The organism is Paracoccus benzoatiresistens, from assembly GCF_026913015.1.
Taxonomy (GTDB): domain Bacteria; phylum Pseudomonadota; class Alphaproteobacteria; order Rhodobacterales; family Rhodobacteraceae; genus Paracoccus; species Paracoccus benzoatiresistens.
In genome coordinates this window covers 1-14,753 of sequence record NZ_JAPTYD010000070.1, presented here as the reverse complement: position 1 = coordinate 14,753, position 14,753 = coordinate 1, and the positions used below count along the sequence as shown (strand labels likewise).

19 protein-coding genes and 2 pseudogenes are annotated in these 14,753 nt (G+C 61.9%); 14 read left to right on the top strand and 7 right to left on the bottom strand.

Features of this window, described 5'->3' with window-relative positions; genetic code table 11:
• Nucleotides 1–218: 218 nt before the first annotated feature.
• The 3 genes and pseudogenes from OU682_RS21395 to OU682_RS21385 all read left to right on the top strand — a co-directional run.
• Nucleotides 219–1,694 (top strand): annotated as a pseudogene (locus OU682_RS21395) (integrase catalytic domain-containing protein); the annotation flags it as partial.
• Between the two features lie 379 nt (nucleotides 1,695–2,073).
• A complete protein-coding gene (locus OU682_RS21390; protein ID WP_268944234.1) occupies nucleotides 2,074–2,337 on the top strand; it encodes a hypothetical protein in 264 nt (87 codons plus the stop codon).
• Nucleotides 2,338–2,452: 115 nt separating this feature from the next.
• A complete protein-coding gene (locus OU682_RS21385) occupies nucleotides 2,453–3,346 on the top strand; it encodes a Rossmann-fold NAD(P)-binding domain-containing protein (protein ID WP_268944233.1) in 894 nt (297 codons plus the stop codon).
• A gap of 123 nt (nucleotides 3,347–3,469) precedes the next feature.
• On the opposite strand, the gene OU682_RS21380 is transcribed toward OU682_RS21385, so the two are convergent.
• A complete protein-coding gene (locus OU682_RS21380) occupies nucleotides 3,470–3,865 on the bottom strand; it encodes a BLUF domain-containing protein (protein ID WP_268944232.1) in 396 nt (131 codons plus the stop codon).
• A gap of 116 nt (nucleotides 3,866–3,981) precedes the next feature.
• Here OU682_RS21380 and OU682_RS21375 point away from each other — a divergent pair, with 116 nt between their 5' ends.
• Together OU682_RS21375 and OU682_RS21370 are read left to right on the top strand one after the other, a co-directional pair.
• Complete coding sequence (locus OU682_RS21375; protein ID WP_268944231.1) at nucleotides 3,982–4,392, top strand: response regulator; 411 nt, start codon at nucleotides 3,982–3,984, stop codon at nucleotides 4,390–4,392.
• A 25-nt stretch (nucleotides 4,393–4,417) separates the two neighbouring features.
• Entirely contained in the window at nucleotides 4,418–5,263 is an 846-nt protein-coding gene (locus tag OU682_RS21370; RefSeq protein WP_268944230.1) for a VOC family protein, read from the top strand.
• A gap of 539 nt (nucleotides 5,264–5,802) precedes the next feature.
• On the opposite strand, the gene OU682_RS21365 is transcribed toward OU682_RS21370, so the two are convergent.
• Nucleotides 5,803–6,864 (bottom strand): hypothetical protein, encoded by a 1,062-nt coding sequence (locus OU682_RS21365; protein WP_268944229.1) that lies wholly within the window; start codon nucleotides 6,862–6,864, stop codon nucleotides 5,803–5,805.
• A gap of 451 nt (nucleotides 6,865–7,315) precedes the next feature.
• Between OU682_RS21365 and OU682_RS21360 the strand changes: the two genes are divergently transcribed.
• Nucleotides 7,316–8,008, top strand: coding sequence for a type 1 glutamine amidotransferase domain-containing protein (locus OU682_RS21360; protein WP_268944228.1), 693 nt, complete (start codon nucleotides 7,316–7,318; stop codon nucleotides 8,006–8,008).
• Between the two features lie 120 nt (nucleotides 8,009–8,128).
• Here the strand turns inward: OU682_RS21360 and OU682_RS21355 are convergent, their stop codons facing one another.
• Nucleotides 8,129–8,794 carry an ArsR/SmtB family transcription factor gene (locus OU682_RS21355; RefSeq protein ID WP_268944227.1) on the bottom strand — a complete coding sequence of 222 codons (666 nt, stop codon included), beginning with the start codon at nucleotides 8,792–8,794 and terminating at the stop codon, nucleotides 8,129–8,131.
• 70 nt (nucleotides 8,795–8,864) lie between these two features.
• Here OU682_RS21355 and OU682_RS21350 point away from each other — a divergent pair, with 70 nt between their 5' ends.
• The 4 genes from OU682_RS21350 (at nucleotide 8,865) to OU682_RS21335 (ending at nucleotide 9,998) form a co-directional block, all read left to right on the top strand.
• Entirely contained in the window at nucleotides 8,865–9,188 is a 324-nt protein-coding gene (locus OU682_RS21350; RefSeq protein WP_268944226.1) for an NIPSNAP family protein, read from the top strand.
• Nucleotides 9,185–9,583, top strand: coding sequence for an antibiotic biosynthesis monooxygenase family protein (locus OU682_RS21345; protein WP_268944225.1), 399 nt, complete (start codon nucleotides 9,185–9,187; stop codon nucleotides 9,581–9,583). Before OU682_RS21350 ends, OU682_RS21345 begins: the two co-directional genes overlap by 4 nt.
• Before the next feature lie 78 nt (nucleotides 9,584–9,661).
• Nucleotides 9,662–9,826 (top strand): hypothetical protein, encoded by a 165-nt coding sequence (locus tag OU682_RS21340; RefSeq protein WP_268944224.1) that lies wholly within the window; start codon nucleotides 9,662–9,664, stop codon nucleotides 9,824–9,826.
• Nucleotides 9,819–9,998 carry a hypothetical protein gene (locus OU682_RS21335; protein WP_268944223.1) on the top strand — a complete coding sequence of 60 codons (180 nt, stop codon included), beginning with the start codon at nucleotides 9,819–9,821 and terminating at the stop codon, nucleotides 9,996–9,998. Before OU682_RS21340 ends, OU682_RS21335 begins: the two co-directional genes overlap by 8 nt.
• Before the next feature lie 131 nt (nucleotides 9,999–10,129).
• Here OU682_RS21335 and OU682_RS21330 read toward each other — a convergent pair whose 3' ends face one another.
• Together OU682_RS21330 and OU682_RS21325 are read right to left on the bottom strand one after the other, a co-directional pair.
• Nucleotides 10,130–10,516, bottom strand: a complete 387-nt coding sequence (locus OU682_RS21330; RefSeq protein WP_268944222.1) for a response regulator — start codon at nucleotides 10,514–10,516, stop codon at nucleotides 10,130–10,132.
• Between the two features lie 74 nt (nucleotides 10,517–10,590).
• Nucleotides 10,591–11,523: a sensor histidine kinase gene (locus OU682_RS21325; RefSeq protein ID WP_268944221.1), complete on the bottom strand. Its 933-nt coding sequence runs from the start codon at nucleotides 11,521–11,523 to the stop codon at nucleotides 10,591–10,593.
• Nucleotides 11,524–11,575: 52 nt separating this feature from the next.
• Here OU682_RS21325 and OU682_RS21320 point away from each other — a divergent pair, with 52 nt between their 5' ends.
• Entirely contained in the window at nucleotides 11,576–12,697 is a 1,122-nt protein-coding gene (locus OU682_RS21320; protein WP_268944220.1) for a PAS domain-containing HWE histidine kinase family protein, read from the top strand.
• Nucleotides 12,698–13,223: 526 nt separating this feature from the next.
• Here OU682_RS21320 and OU682_RS21315 read toward each other — a convergent pair.
• Nucleotides 13,224–13,349 carry a hypothetical protein gene (locus tag OU682_RS21315; RefSeq protein ID WP_268944219.1) on the bottom strand — a complete coding sequence of 42 codons (126 nt, stop codon included), beginning with the start codon at nucleotides 13,347–13,349 and terminating at the stop codon, nucleotides 13,224–13,226.
• A gap of 221 nt (nucleotides 13,350–13,570) precedes the next feature.
• Between OU682_RS21315 and OU682_RS21310 the strand changes: the two genes are divergently transcribed.
• Nucleotides 13,571–13,783 (top strand): hypothetical protein, encoded by a 213-nt coding sequence (locus tag OU682_RS21310; protein ID WP_268944218.1) that lies wholly within the window; start codon nucleotides 13,571–13,573, stop codon nucleotides 13,781–13,783.
• 167 nt (nucleotides 13,784–13,950) lie between these two features.
• The gene (locus OU682_RS21305) at nucleotides 13,951–14,088 is read left to right on the top strand and encodes a hypothetical protein (protein ID WP_268944217.1); all 138 of its coding nucleotides are present in this window, start codon (nucleotides 13,951–13,953) and stop codon (nucleotides 14,086–14,088) included.
• Nucleotides 14,089–14,195: 107 nt separating this feature from the next.
• On the opposite strand, the gene OU682_RS21300 is transcribed toward OU682_RS21305, so the two are convergent.
• A complete protein-coding gene (locus OU682_RS21300) occupies nucleotides 14,196–14,369 on the bottom strand; it encodes a metallophosphoesterase family protein (RefSeq protein WP_268944216.1) in 174 nt (57 codons plus the stop codon).
• A gap of 110 nt (nucleotides 14,370–14,479) precedes the next feature.
• Here OU682_RS21300 and OU682_RS21295 point away from each other — a divergent pair.
• Nucleotides 14,480–14,753: pseudogene (locus OU682_RS21295) on the top strand (transposase); the annotation flags it as partial.

Here is a 14,753-nt window from a genome sequence, read left to right as displayed (position 1 = left end):
AGGTTTCCGGCTTACCAACCCGCAGCGATCAGCACCTATCCCCGAAATCACTCAGACCGGTGAGGCTGCCCTCCAGACGGGCATGCCCGTCTTCCGTTCAGCCTCACCGGCCAAGCTGGTTGTCGGCGCCGGCGCATTGCCTCGCCAGAATCGTTCCCCACAGATGACTTGTTGCGTCACTAGAAATGTTCCCGGAGCAAATCTGTTCGGGGGCGAGCATGAGGCGGGTCAGCATGGGAACGAGAGACGAACTTTTGGTGGCGGTTGCGGCGCGGTATCGCGGCGCCACGCGTGGCGAGAAAGGGCGCATTTTGTCCGAGTTTGCGGAAATCACCGGGTATCATCGCAAGCACGCGGAACGGCTTCTCCGGAAAGAGCCCGTTGCGGAGCGATCTCGGTTCCGACCGGAACGGCGGGTCTATGACCAGGCAGTCAGGGAGGCTCTGGTGGTCCTGTGGGAAGCGTCCGACCGGATCTGCGGCAAACGGTTGAAACCGCTCATTCCGGTCTTGATCCCTGCGATGGAACAGCATGGACATCTGACATTAGACGAGGTGGTCCGCACTCGGCTTCTGGAGATCAGCGCCGCCACGATCGACCGCGCTTTGGCTGCCGTCCGCTCGACCGCCTCTGGTGGCCGGCACCGGCGGAACGCGCACGCCTCGGCCGTGCGCCGGAGCGTGCCGGTCCGCACCTACGCCGATTGGGATGATCCGGCACCGGGGTATATGGAGGCTGACCTTGTGGCGCACAGCGGCCCGTCCGCAAGCGGCAGCTTCGTTCAGACATTGACCCTCACCGATGTGGCGACAGGCTGGACGGAATGTGCGCCGCTGCTGTTTCGTGAACAAAGTCTGCTGAGCGAGGTGTTGACCGCTCTGCGCCCGATCCTGCCATTTCCGTTGCTCGGCTTCGATACGGACAATGACAGCGTCTTCATGAACGAAACGATCAAGGACTGGTGCGAGGCCGCGGGCGTCGAGTTCACCCGATCACGGCCGTATCGAAAGAATGACCAGGCCCATGTTGAACAAAAGAACGGAGCCGTGGTCCGTCGAATGGTCGGCTACCGTCGGTATGCAGGGCTTGCCGCAGCCCGTGAACTGGCGTGCCTGTATCGCAGCATGAGGCTCTTCGTGAACTTCTTCCAACCGTCGTTCAAATTGGTGGAGAAGACGCGCGACGGCGCGCGTGTGACGAAGCGTTACCTCGCTCCCCTGACACCTTTCCAGCGCGTGATGGCACATCCAGCCGTCTCGGAAGCTGCCAAGGCTGAATTCTCGGAGCAGTTTGCACGCCTAGACCCGGTCGTGCTGCTGCACGACATTCGGCAGTCTCAAGCTCGGCTGACGGCGCTGACCGACACAGAGACCTTCGCTAACGATAGCGTCCCCCGGCAAGCAGATGTCGAAGATTTCCTCAGCGGTCTCCGGCAAGCGTGGAAGGAGGGAGAGGTCCGGCCCACATCGCGGAGAAAACCGCCGGTTCCACGAGGGCGGCGGCGGCCGGATCCTCTTGCGAGAGTGACCGATGAGCTGAAAGCGTGGTTTCTGGAAGACCAGTCACAGACGGGGCATGATCTTCTCAGGAAATTGCAGGCTGCATATCCAAACATCTATTCCAGCGGATTGCTTCGAACCGTTCAACGTCGCCTGAAGGTATGGAGAGGCGAACTGGCACGGGAACTGGTGTTTGGCGTCGGCCCATGCGCGACACCATTGATGGCCTGTGACGCGCTGCGCAATGTGGAAGCTTCGCGCGTCACAGGCCATCAGCTCTCGTCTTTCAGGGAGGCAGCAGGAACCGCTCAGGAACATTCAGTTGAGGCAACGGCCTGAGCGATCAGGAACATTCTTGGATGCGGCAATACGCCGGCCATGGTGTTTGTCGCCCAACACAGAACCACCGAACTGACAACCAGGCGACACTTCTCAGGTAGAGCTGCGTTAACTATTACCAAAATATCCCGTTCATCATTGTTTTGATGGGGAACAGACAAGGAAGGTTTGGATTTTCTTGCATTTCTAGCCGCGCAGCTTTGCCCGGTTTTTCAGTAATTGCGGAGGAAAAAGAGTGAACCGGTTCAAGTTCGAGACGACCCCCGAATGCCCTTGCGGAGAGTATGTGCTTATCGGTGACAGCCGCTTTCGGGTGGAAGTCCAGGATGAGGCAAACTTCCTGGTGGTCGAGGTTTCACTCCCCGACGCTCTCTTCTTCAAGATCACCCATCATGGCCGCCACGCCGAGTTGCAGCCAGCGCTGAATGAGGCGGCCGATCGCGCTGTCCCGATCCAGCCTCGCCAGCCTTGGCGGGCCAGTCATCGGGCATACGCGTAGAGACCAAGGACCAAACTCTACGCCCTGCAGGCTGCTGTCAGGACAGCTCGTAGACGCGGTTGTCGAAGCTCAAGGCTTCGATGTCGGCGAACAGATCGGTTCCGTCGGGCGAGCCTTGGCGAAGGTCCCTGATCTGCCCGAAGCAGACTTCTGTTGTCCGATCCCCTACCAGCTACTGAAGGTTCTGACAGACGAGGCCGTAGCTCGCTGCGCCTCTGGGGCCTGTCCGCTCGACGCGGTCTTCGATCTTGTCCGGGCCGAGATCCTCCATGCCGATCCAGCCTTCGCACTGCGGATCGGCTTGGCGAGCCTGGATGCCGACAGCTTCGCCCCTGTCTATTTCGCAGCAAGAGAGGCCGCCGATCCCTTCCGCTGGGCGCGCAGGAACCTCGAGGAGGTGGAGCGGAACAAGGCGGACAAGGTCACCGTCCCGTGGCGTTATACCCTGCTGCGGATGCACGAAAAGGTCGAGACCATCGTCTCGGAACTGCCCGAGGCTGACCGCAAGCGGTTCGATGCGGGCCTCAAGAAGGTGTTCGTCGACAACTATGCCGCCGTGCCGTCCGAATTCATCCGGCGACTGCTCGCCCTCCGCGACGCCGGGATCCTGTCGATCCTGGCGCTTGGGGATGACTACGACCTGCAGCGTGAGCCGTCGCGGACCACGATCAGGAACGACAAGGGGAAACATGTCTTCGAGGTCTTTATTGATGCGCGCGGACAGAAGTCGCTGACCAGCCAGGACATGCCTTTCCCGACCCTGCGCGAAGCGCTGCTGCAAGCCGGCCAGGACGTGCCAGAGGTCGCCGAGGACTACAGCCTGATCGGCGTGCCGGATTACGCAGGACGGCTGACGCTGGCCTCCATCCCCTACCTGATGCATGACCGGCCCTTCGTGCAGGGGATCACGGCCTGCCATGACATTGCCGCAGCCATCGCAGCGGGCGCGGCAACGGGCAGACGACGGCGGCTGGCGGCTGGCGGCTGGCGGCTGGCGGCGGAAGCATAGGGGAGTTCGCGGGTCCGCAAGGGTGAGAAGTCAGATTTGGTATTCCAACAGGTTGATGAACTTCCCTCAGGCTTGGCGGTGCCCTCATTGCGGACAGTTGCGGCCCAGGCCGCGGTCGACATCTCACGCCTGCCGTGCAGCGCATTCCTTCATGAACGCCAGGATATCCGATGCCCGCGGCGGGTGAAGGGGTGCATCGTGATCGGCCGCCCAGTCGAAGAGGGACGTCGTCTTCGAGGTGCCATAGCCCATCGACCATGTCGGAAAGCTGCGGGTTGCCATCTGCTGCTGGTCCAGGACCTCGACATCACCGTGCCTGTCGTCTGACCTGATCCTGTCGAAGGTTTTCAGGACTTCAGGTTCTGGACCCTCGAGCCACTGGTAGTAGATGTCGCTTTCCCGATGCAGGAAGCCAGTCAAACCCGCTTCGGCATTCTTGTGCCGCGATGTGGCCAGAATGGCTCGCTCGGCAGCCTCTCCTTTCGGGGTAAGCGCCTCACTCCGATAAAGGATTGCCATGTATCTCATCCGCATGACGTCATCGGCATTTTTGTGCGTGTCAAGTAACATGTGGAACACCGGAACTCATGCCGGGCCACAGTCCTTTTGCCCATGAACAAGAAGGATCAGGCGAAATGGACCGGCACAGCCCTTATGCCCTCGTGGCAGACGATGACGCGCTCATCCGGATGGACGCCTGCGAGATCCTGAAGGAGGCAGGCTTTCGCTGCCACGACGCCGCAACGGCTGAGCAGGCTGTGGAGCTTCTCGGCACGTCCGGCCAGAACGTGCAATTGCTGTTCACGGACGTAAGTATGCCCCCGGGCAAGATGACCGGGTTCGACCTGGCACGGCACTGCGCGCAGAACTGGCCGCATATCGACATTCTTGTGGCCTCGGGCGGACCTCCGCCTGGCCCTGGAGACATGCCGGACGGTGCCCTCTTCATCAGCAAGTCCTTTACGCCCGACGTGGTTCGCGAGCACCTGATGAAGATCCTTCCCGAAGGCCGCCGCCCTGAGCCGCTCGAAAAGGGCGTTGACTGAGTTCTGCCCGCCAAAGGAGCGCGTGATGCGCCATATCGATCATGTCGTGGTCGCTGTCAGGGATCTGGACGGGGCCGCCGATCTTTACGCCCGCCTGGGCTTTCAGGTCGGGCCGCGCAACCGCCATCCTTGGGGGACCGAGAACCGGATCATCCAGTTCCGGCAGTCATTCATCGAGCTGATCACGGTTTCCGAGACTGCAGACATCCCGCCGCATGTCGCGGGCCACTTCAGCTTCGGCGCGTTCGTGCGAGATTACCTGCAACGTCGCGAAGGACTGGCAATGCTGGTGCTGAGCAGCGCCGATGCCACAGCCGACGCCGCGCGCTTTGCGCAGGACGGCATCGGGAATTTCGCCCCTTTCCGGTTCGAGCGGACCGGCAGGCGCCCCGATGGCAGCGCCACACATGTCGCCTTCAGCCTGGCCTTTGCGGTGGACAACCAGGCACCCGACCTTGGCTTCTTCACCTGCCAGCAGCATTTCCCCGAGGCTTTCTGGAACGAGGCATTGCAACGCCATCCGAACGGCGCCACCGCCATCACGGGCGTCACCATCGCCGCGCCGCGTCCCCAAGATCATGCAGGCTTCCTTTCGGCCTTCACCGGATCGCCGACGGCGGATCCGACGCAGGTTTCTCTTGCCGGAGGCGCGATCACGGTGCGCCCGGGCGAAGCGCCCACCTTTGTGGGCTTCAACCTCCAGGTGCCGGACCTGGAACCCGTGGCCCGAAACCTCAGCGCCTCAGGCATTGCGTTTACCCACCGGGCAGAAGAAGTGGCTGTTGAAGCCGATGTTCTTCATGGCGTCAGACTGTCTTTTGCCTGTCAGCCAGCCTTCGCAGACGCAATCTCGACAAACGGTGCAGTTTGACCCTTTCACGCAGCGTCAATGTCTCAGCTACCAGAGGATAAGCCCGCACCGGATTAACCCCCTCCCCTCAGACGCGATCACACCCGATGGCCGAGACTGAAACGGAAAGCCCGGCGCAGGAACGCCGGGCATCACAAGGAGGGAGAGTGGGAGAAAATTGTGACCGCATCCGCCGGCCACTGGGCTTCGGAGTGATGAACGCGTCGCGGTGGTCGCGGTTCCGCTGGAAAGCGGAGCGGCTCTGTCGGCACGCAGGCTTGCCGCTGTTCGGCCGCCGGCCTTCAGGTGCATGAAGTCGATCACAAGAATCCGGACCTCCTGTTCGCCGTAAGCCCGCACCAAGACGATTCATGCAAATACGACCTGCGGCTCGAACGATAACCCTCCTTCGAAAAACAGAAACACCACTCCAGGCGCTACAGGCACGACACAATTATAAGTTGTAACGATATGGTTGCCTTACCGCTGCGGTATGGTTAGCCTTCAAGTTGACCACGGCAAGAACCGAAGACCCGCCCTGCCAGGCGGGTCTTTCTTGTTCACAGAATGGCCCGCGCCACGCGGATCATCTGAAGCAGCTCGTAGTTTGCGTCGTTCAGCCGCACGACTTGCCCGTTCACAACGGCATAGTTCTCATCGTCGCCCCGCTGCGGCAGACGGTATACGCTGGCCAGTTCATCCTGGGTCAGGGCTGCCGTCGGGGCAATCGGCGCTCCTGCCGGAAGCTCAGGCACCTGTGCCATCTGGTTCACCAAAAGCAGCGTGTCGTAATCCTTCTGGTCGAGCAGAACAGGCATTCCGTCGATCAGAGCATGGCGATAGCCTTCGGGTGCGGGATCAAGGTCGAAGAGCGTCGCGATCTGGTCCGATTGCAAAAGCAGAAGCTCAGGGTCGGGGTCGACACCGGCCTCGGACCTGAGCCATTCGTCGCGGCGCTCGACCCAGATCGTGTCGTAGTCATCCTGATCATACGACGCCCACTCCTCGTAGGTCACACCTTCCCTGGCCAGTCCAGGCGGAACGCAGGGGGGATCCTTCTTCGCAAGGCCCGGCGGACAGTTGCGGTAGGCGATCAGCTCATCGTCAGGGATATCGGCGACCAGCAGCTGCGGTGTGACCACTGCGAGCGCTGTCGCGGCCAGAAGACGCTTCATGTCCCGCCCGTCAGGAGCCGGCGTCGAAAGGGTGCGGTCCAGAACCTCTTCGCGTTCCGCCGTAGTAAAGCCGCGGCGGCCGTTTCCATGTCCGTGCGATGCATGCCTGGCAGCCTTGGCATTCGTCCTGAGCTGCCGCCCATCAGCATGGTCTGGATTTCCGGCGCGACCGGCGGGATGATCCCTCCCCTTCCCTGCCCCGGGCTGCTCATTGCGGCCATGGGCCCTGTCGGGACCGTGGTCGCCGTTGCCGGCTTTGCCATGGCCCTTCCCCACCGCCTTGCCGTTGCCCTGCCCTTTGGCTTTGTCGTCCTTGGCCAGCCAGAGCTGCTCCACAGTCGAGGCTTCCAGGGGCGCGAGGCCGCCTTGGGTATGGATCGGGCCGGCAGCGAGCTGTGTCGATGTCAAAGCGAGCGCAACGGCGCTGCTGATAAGGAACGTGTTCATGTCAGACGCCTTTCGTTTGAAAATATCAACATGCCACTCCTGCGACGCGTTCCCTTCGCCCTGGAGCCAACGAAAGAGAGCGTGCCGGACTTGTCTTGGCAGATCCTGGAAAGAAGCTGCCGGAATAGCGGCAGAGCTTATCGAAAAGGTCCTAACCTGACTCGGCTATGACCAGCATCGCGCCGCGAAGATCCTGGCGCCGCCCGCTGAAGCGCCCAGGACTGCCAGGACCAGCAGTGTCGCGACAACCAGGAACCGGAACTGCAAGGGGCACGGGGCGTTCCTGACACCGATCAGACATACTCCTGTTTGACCCAGAAAACGTCAAAAATCGACCGCCTTGATCAGCGAAGGACCTTCGAATGAAGCGGGGCCGACAAATACAATCACTGCGAGGCCATGACGTCGAAGGGATGGTCTTCGAGCAGGCAAAGAAGGGAAAGAGCGTGTAATGAAGATCCTCATGGTTCTCACCTCCCATGATCAACTGGGAAACACCGGCAAGAAAACCGGCTTCTGGCTGGAGGAGCTTGCCGCGCCCTACTACGTCTTCAAGGATGCGGGTGCCGAGATCGTTCTGGCATCTCCAAACGGAGGCCAGCCGCCGCTGGACCCCAAGAGCAACGAGCCTGACTCCCGGACCGACGCAACCAACCGCTTCGAGGCCGACGCCGAGGCCCAGGCAAAGCTGGCTTCGACCGAAAAGCTTTCGTCCATCAACCCGCATGACTTCGATGGCATCTTCTATCCGGGCGGTCACGGTCCGCTCTGGGATCTTGCCGAGGATCCTGCCTCGATCTCGCTGATCGAGACGTTCATCGGCGCTGACAGACCCGTTGCCCTGGTCTGCCACGCCCCGGGCGTTCTTCGGCATGTGCAGGGGCAAGATGGCAAGCCACTTGTTGAAGGCAAGGAGGTCACGGGCTTTACCAACACCGAAGAGGAAGCCGTGGGTCTCACCAGGATTGTTCCCTTCCTTGTGGAGGATGAACTGGCCGCAAAAGGGGGACGCTTCACGCGGGCCGACGACTGGACCTCTTATGTGGTGCAGGACGGCCTTCTGATCACCGGTCAGAACCCGGGTTCCTCTGAGGAAACGGCGCAGCGGCTTCTATCTGCCTTGAAGAGTTCGCAGACCAGCTGATCAGCAGCGTGCCAAAGGGAAGTGACCCACCCTGCACACAGATGCCAGCGAAGGGCGGTCACATCCTCAACGCCGTTAGCAAACTGCCTGACGCGGACAGAGCGAGCGGAGGTGTCGGCGTCACCGCAGCCATTCACCAAACCGTCTTTCCCCTTCCGGATGAAACACGATCACCCGCGACGCAGGCAGGCGACGCGCCCATGACAAGGCAAGAACACGATCGAGCACGGCCTTTCCGAGCCTTCCGGCCAGATGATGCCGCCGCTGGCTCCAGTCGAGGCAGGCGCGGCAGAGCGGACGGTTGCTGGCGGGCAAGTCACCTTGCTGCAGCCCCAGGTCGGCCAGCTTCGTCCATCCCTTGTCCGTCACGTCCAGATCGCGGCCCAGCCAGCCCTCCTCCAGCATCCGGTCATAAAGCATGACGCCCATCTCTCCGGCCAGGTGGTCGTAACAGATCCGCGCCTTGCGGAGAGAGAGGTCCCTGGGACCCGTGCGCAAAGGGGGAACGGCATCGCTGGAGAAGACCATCAGCGCTTCCAGAAGCGCGCCCACATGGGAGCCCGCCAGCCGGAAGTAGCGGTGCCGCCCCTGCGCCTCGACGACCAGGACCTCACCCTCGACCAGCTTGGCCAGATGGCTGCTGGCCGTCTGCCTGGTGATGCCGCCAACACCTGCCAGCTCGGTTGCGGTCAGGGCGCGCCCGTCCATCAGGGCCAGCAGCATGGCGCTGCGGGCAGGATCGGCAACCAGGGCGGCGATGCGCGCAATCTCGGGACCTTCTTTCATGGTTCGACGCTAATCGAACCATCCCGATGCGGCAATCGGTTAGCAGGAGGGACAGCAAGAAGGGCCAGCCATGATCACCTGCATCATCACCTATGATATCGATCCGAACCGGCGCGACCTGTTTGACGACTACGCCCGGACCTGGGGCCAGTGCATCCCCCGCTGCGGCGCCGAACTGATCGGCTACTTCGCGCCTCACGAGGGCTCGGCAAGCACCGCCTTTGGTATCTACTCGCTGCCGTCGATGGCCGAATACGAGGCCTATCGCGCAAGGCTTGCCGCCGATCCCCTGGGCCGGCAGAACTATGACTTTGCCCGGCGCGAAGGCTTCATCCGCCGCGAGGACCGGCTGTTCGTCAGACTGGCCTCGGCACCGCATGGTGACCGCGCATGATCGCCGTCATTTTCGAAGCCTGGGTGCCCGGCGAAGCCCAGGGGGAATATCTGGATCTTGCCGCCGAGTTGCGGCCCTTGCTGGCCGACCTCGACGGGTTCATCTCCATCGAGCGGTTCCAGAGCCTGACAACGCCGGGCAAGGTGCTGTCCCTGTCCTTCTGGCGCGACGAGAGAGCCATCGCGCAATGGCGCAATCTGCCCGAGCACCGCCGCGTGCAGGCGGCCGGACGGGATCGCGTGTTTGCCGCCTATCGCCTGCGCATCGCCGCCGTCGCTCGGGATTACGGCATGACCTCCAGAGATGAGGCACCAGCCGACAGCCGCCTGATCCATGCCGAGGGGAGACAATCCACCAACGCCACGCAAACATGGGCGTCACAGAACAGCATGTAGCTCCGGTGTTCGGTGAGGCAGTTTGCATTAACGGGGCTGCCGTGATCAGGTGAGCGCTCAGCCATGAAAGGGCGCATCATGACAGAACCGGAAGAAGACCGGCAATCGGATGAGATTGTCGCCAACCGCATCAGGTTTGCGTGCAACTCGATGGGCATGTCCGATGTCGAAGGCCAGGACATGGCGCGACGTGCGGTGGCGTTGCGGGCGAAGGCGCATGCCAAGAGGGGCCCCGATGACTAAGAACACGGACCAGCACGTCCGCGAAGGCTATGGCACACTGTTCGAGGCGATCTTGCAGGCTTGCGCGGAGGCAGGGCTGAAGGAGGAGGCCGCCACAGATATTGCCGTGAGAACAGTGGAGATCGTGCAGGCGGGGAACATGACGCCGTGGCAAGACGATCACCCTCAATGACTGCTCGGCAAGGTGATGCGAACGTTCGACCTAGTGCAGTAGAGGCGTGACAGGTGCCTGATATTTACGTGTCGCAGCTGCCAGTCGGAAAACACCTCGGCCTATAGGTGCAGGGCATCCGACACCTTTACCTACGAAAGCACCCTCTCCAGCGCGGCCATCAGGCGTCTTTCGGAGACCGGCTTCTGGACATTCTCGGCTCCGGCCAGGACCTCACTGCCGTCGAAGGTGAAGATGTCATAGGCCGAGGAAAGCACGAAGGGGATATCGAGGCTCCGCAGGCGCCGGGCGACCGGCACCACCGGTTGGCCACGCAGGTTGCCGTCCAGCACGGCAACGTCAGGGCGGGTGTCCTCCAGAAGCCGCAGCGCGCCTTCCACCGATCCGGCCGGTCCCAGGACCCGGTAGCCATTGTCCTCCAGCATCATCTGAACATCCAGAGCGATCATCATCTCGTCCTCGACGACCAGCACCAAAGCGCGGCCGTCCCGAGGGCACTGAACGGATTTATCAGGCATCGGCTGACCAGGGGCAGTTACTGAGGAAATTTCAGATCAGCCACCAAACCGTCTTGTCGGTAGCTCAGTTCCGCCTAGCCCTTGAGATCATGCTGAATGGCAAACTGGATCAGATGCGTGCCAAAGCCGCGAACATCGGGCGGGGAGGCTTCAGGTCCGTTGCTTTCTCGCCAGCAGAGATGAACCTCAGGATGGCCGTTCTCATCCTTGGCAAGGCTCCAGGCAAGGTCCAGGTGTCCACCTGGAACGGACAGGGCGCCGTGCTTGAGTGCGTTCGTGGCCAGTTCATGCAGGATCATGCCCAGCGACATGGCCTGCCTGGGCAGCAGGGCAATAGCCCCCTCCCCTTGCAGCGTGATGGCGCTTGTTTCCTCGAGCCAAGGCTCCATGACCGCGCGGACCAGCTGAGCCAAGTCTGCTTCGGCCTTTTGGCTCGAGACGGCCAGTGACCGGCCCAAGGCATCAAAGCGGCCGAGAAAGTCGTCTCGGTATTCCTCCGCACTGCGTCCCTCCACCTCGGTGCGCCGGGCGATCGCCCGGGTCACCGCCATCAGGTTCTTGATCCGGTGGCTCAGTTCCCCGATGAGAATGTCCTTGTCGTCGTCGGCCTGCCGCTTCTCGGTGGCGTCCACGATGGTGAGGAGCAGGATGCGTTGGCCGCTGTCGGGATGGCGCAGCCGTTGGGCACTGACCAGCATGGTGCGCCGGCCGATATGGGGAAACTCTGCCCGCACCTCATAGTCGATGACCGAGGTGCTCCTAGGAATGACCTGGTCCATCAAGAAGCGCAATTCCGGGATGTTCCACTGACCATCGCCGAGTTCGGCAAAGGCAGTCCCGATCGTCTCGTCCCGGCTCATGCAGAAGGTGTCGTAAAACGCCGGACTGGCGCTCAGGACCCGGAAGTCGTCATCCAGCACCACCAACGGATCGCGGAGCGTGTTGACGATGCTGACAGCCTGCACATGCGAGCCGCGCAACAGGCGGTAGAGTTCGTCAAGATCCATGGCTGTCTCCGCGGCCCCGCTTCCTGATAAGGCATAGTTGCTCAAGGCCGTATTGAATAGAGATATCATCGACGATGACGCGCGCGGCAACATGCTCTTGCGTTCCTGCCCCCGATTGCGCTTCAACGGTGTGTCACGCCGTCACCGGGATATCACCATGTCGCTTCTGGACGAAAACCTGCAACAGCATTTTGCCGCGATCGTGGAAGGCTCCGATGATGCGATCGTGGCCAAGGATCTGGGCAGCATCATCCTGAGCTGGAACCCCGCCGCGGAGCGCATCTTCGGCTATCGGGCCGACGAGATGCTGGGCCGGTCCATCACCCTGCTGATCCCCGAGGATCGGCAGCATGAGGAGGTCGACTTCATCAACCGGCTGCGCCGGGGCGAGCGTATCCAGCACTTCGAGACGATGCGGCGCAAGAAGAACGGGCAATTGTTCCCGATCTCGGTCAGCATCTCGCCGATCCGCAACAGGCAGGGCCAGGTCGTCGGCGCCTCCAAGATCGCGCGGGACATCACCGCCCAGCACCGCGCCGCCGAGCAGCAGCGCCTGCTCTTGTCGGAGATGAAGCACCGGGTCGGAAACAGCTTTGCGATCGCCAGCGGCTTGCTGAACCTGTGTGCCCGGCAGGCCACCACGATTGACGACCTGGTTGTTCAGACGCGCGGTCGCTTCCTGGCCCTGGCTGCCGCCCATTCCCTCACAGCGCCTGCCGCACCCGTCGAGGATGCCGCTGTCTTCGAGAGACGGCCTCTGCGCGGGCTAATCGAGGCGATCCTCAAACCCTTTGCCGGATCGCTTCCCATCGATCTCGCCGTCGAGGACGTCCTGGTCGGACAGGCCGCCGTCACGCCGCTGGCCTTGGTCTTCTACGAGCTGTGCACGAACTCGGTCAAATACGGGGCGTTGTCTCAGGACATCGGTGGACTGGCCATCAGCAGCGAGCGCCGGGGAGACCGCCTGATCATCCACTGGGACGAAACATTCGCGCCAGTGCAAGCAGGATCAGCCGTTCAGGGACAGGGCTTCGGCACAGTCATGTGTGAACTCGCCGTGCGAGATCAGCTGGACGGGTCATTCCGGCGGCAGTTCACGAACAGCGGCATGCACGCGAGCCTGGACCTCAGTCACGCGCGTCTGTCTGCTGATCTCCAGGACAGCGGCACCTGACGGACCTTGAGCGTTCCGCGGGGGGGCCGGGAAGAGGAGATGCTGAAGAGCGATGATGGTCCGCCAAGAGGTATTTTCCAGCCGAGCGGCGGCACTCGGAAAACACACCACACAGGGCCGCTCGGCTGATGGGACTGTTATGCCGGAGGCAGACCTTCGCGGCAACTTATCGAAATGGACAGCTTTCGGTTGTGGGTGACCAAGAGCGTGCACGCTATGGTTAACGCGCCGGCCCGGACACATCCCAAGCGCGCAGGGCAATAATCTCCCTTAGGTTGTAAGTTACTGAAATATGTGGAAATTTCCGGAACTTTTCCGCGCTTAGATCGTTTTAACCATGATTGCTGGAGAGAGCGGTCGAGTTTTTCTGTTTCGAGTTCTGGTTTTCAGCGAGCCCCGCCCTTCCGGCGGGGCTTTTTGCTGCGCGGTGGCCAGGCCCGATCAACCTCAAGCTGCTGATCGGCGGATATGAGGTTTTATGGGTCGGAAACCGCGCAGGCGCGGGGGTACGCCGGGGTTGTGCGGTCTAGGGGTCCGCAGCCGCGTCGCGCTGCGCCAGGCGCAGCGCCGCCGCAAGCTGCCGGGCCAGCGCCTTCAATCGGGGCGGCAGGTCGGGTTTAGGGGGTGAGGGAGCAGTCAGCACATCTGTCATGGCGCGCTGAACCGGGCAGAGTGACAAAGGTTCCAAGACGCGAAAGGCCCTCACAACCATGCCAGGTGCAAGGGCCTCCCATGAAGGATGTTCGACGAGTCCTCACCTAATCTGAACCGGGCCGTTTAGAAAAGGTTCCAGACGGCTGAAAAGCAGGGGCGCGAGATCGCCGGGTTGTGCGTTTCAAGGTTCAAGCGCGTCACAAAGCAGAGGGCTTGGCCTTGAGGGACGATTCAGAATTTTTGGGATTTCCGGGGCGCATGATGGGGGCCGCTCCCTTTACAGGGCTGATGGAAAGTCTGGCCGCTATTGGATTGCTTGCGGCGGTCGGCACTGAGGCCGCAAAAGACTTTACGAAAGATGAGCTGATCAACCTGCTGTATCAGATCCAGTCCGAGCAGGGCAAAGCTGTCACTTTCACCGGTGCGTCTTGAGACGAAGTGAGAGCCATGAACCGGCACATGAGAAAGACCATGCGCAGCAACGGCTGAAGGCAGCGAAACGTGTCACGCTGCCTGTTACAGTTCCACCAACCTCGCCATGTCTGGCGGCGAGACCAAGATCAAGATGGTCCAGCGCCATATCCGCCAAGGGGAGGACCATGTTGCCCGTCAGCGCGAGATCGTGGCAGGCCTTCCCCCCGGACAGCGCCCTGGCAAAGACCTCGCACCAGCTCCTGGCCCAGTTCGAAGACGCCCTGGACGGCCATCGCGAGCATCTAGCCAGGCTACTGGGCTAGGCAAACCCTCGTGCCATTGCTCTGACCAGGGTTGTGCGGTGTAGAGGGTCGCAGCTGGATCGGGTGCGCCTGGCGCCGACGGTTCCTGGTCACAGCCGGAGCCAACACTAGTCCGTCTGGCCCATCGCCTCAGGTGTGGCAAACCCGAAGGCTTCGACGAAGCTGCGATTTTGGTCGCGGTTCTTCTTGCTGTCGGCCCGCAGCCCGCGATGGAACAGAATGGCGTTCAGTTCATGGTTGCCCATGACGGCGACGGCACCAGCATCGAACAGGCCGCGCACGCAGTCGAGGACGGTGCGGTTGCAGGCCCCCTGCCCCCCGTCGCGGCAAGGGTGGCCTCCAGCCGCCAGGTAATCTTCCTTCCGATTGGGTTCGGCAGGGGGAGCGTGTCATGGCGCATCTGTTCTGGCTTTCGGACGCAGCCTGGTTGTCCATCGAGCCGCATCTACCGCGCGGCCTGCCTGGCAAACGCGCGTGGACGACCGACGGGTCATCTCGGGCATTCTCCATGTTCTGAAGACAGGGTGCCGCTGGCGTGATGTGCCGGCCGCCTATGGTCCACCCACCACCATCTATAACCGCTTCACGCGCTGGTCGCATCGGCCGATCTGGCAACGCATGTTCAAGCGCATGGCAGCCGCAGGGCCGGTGCCGGAGGAGCTCTG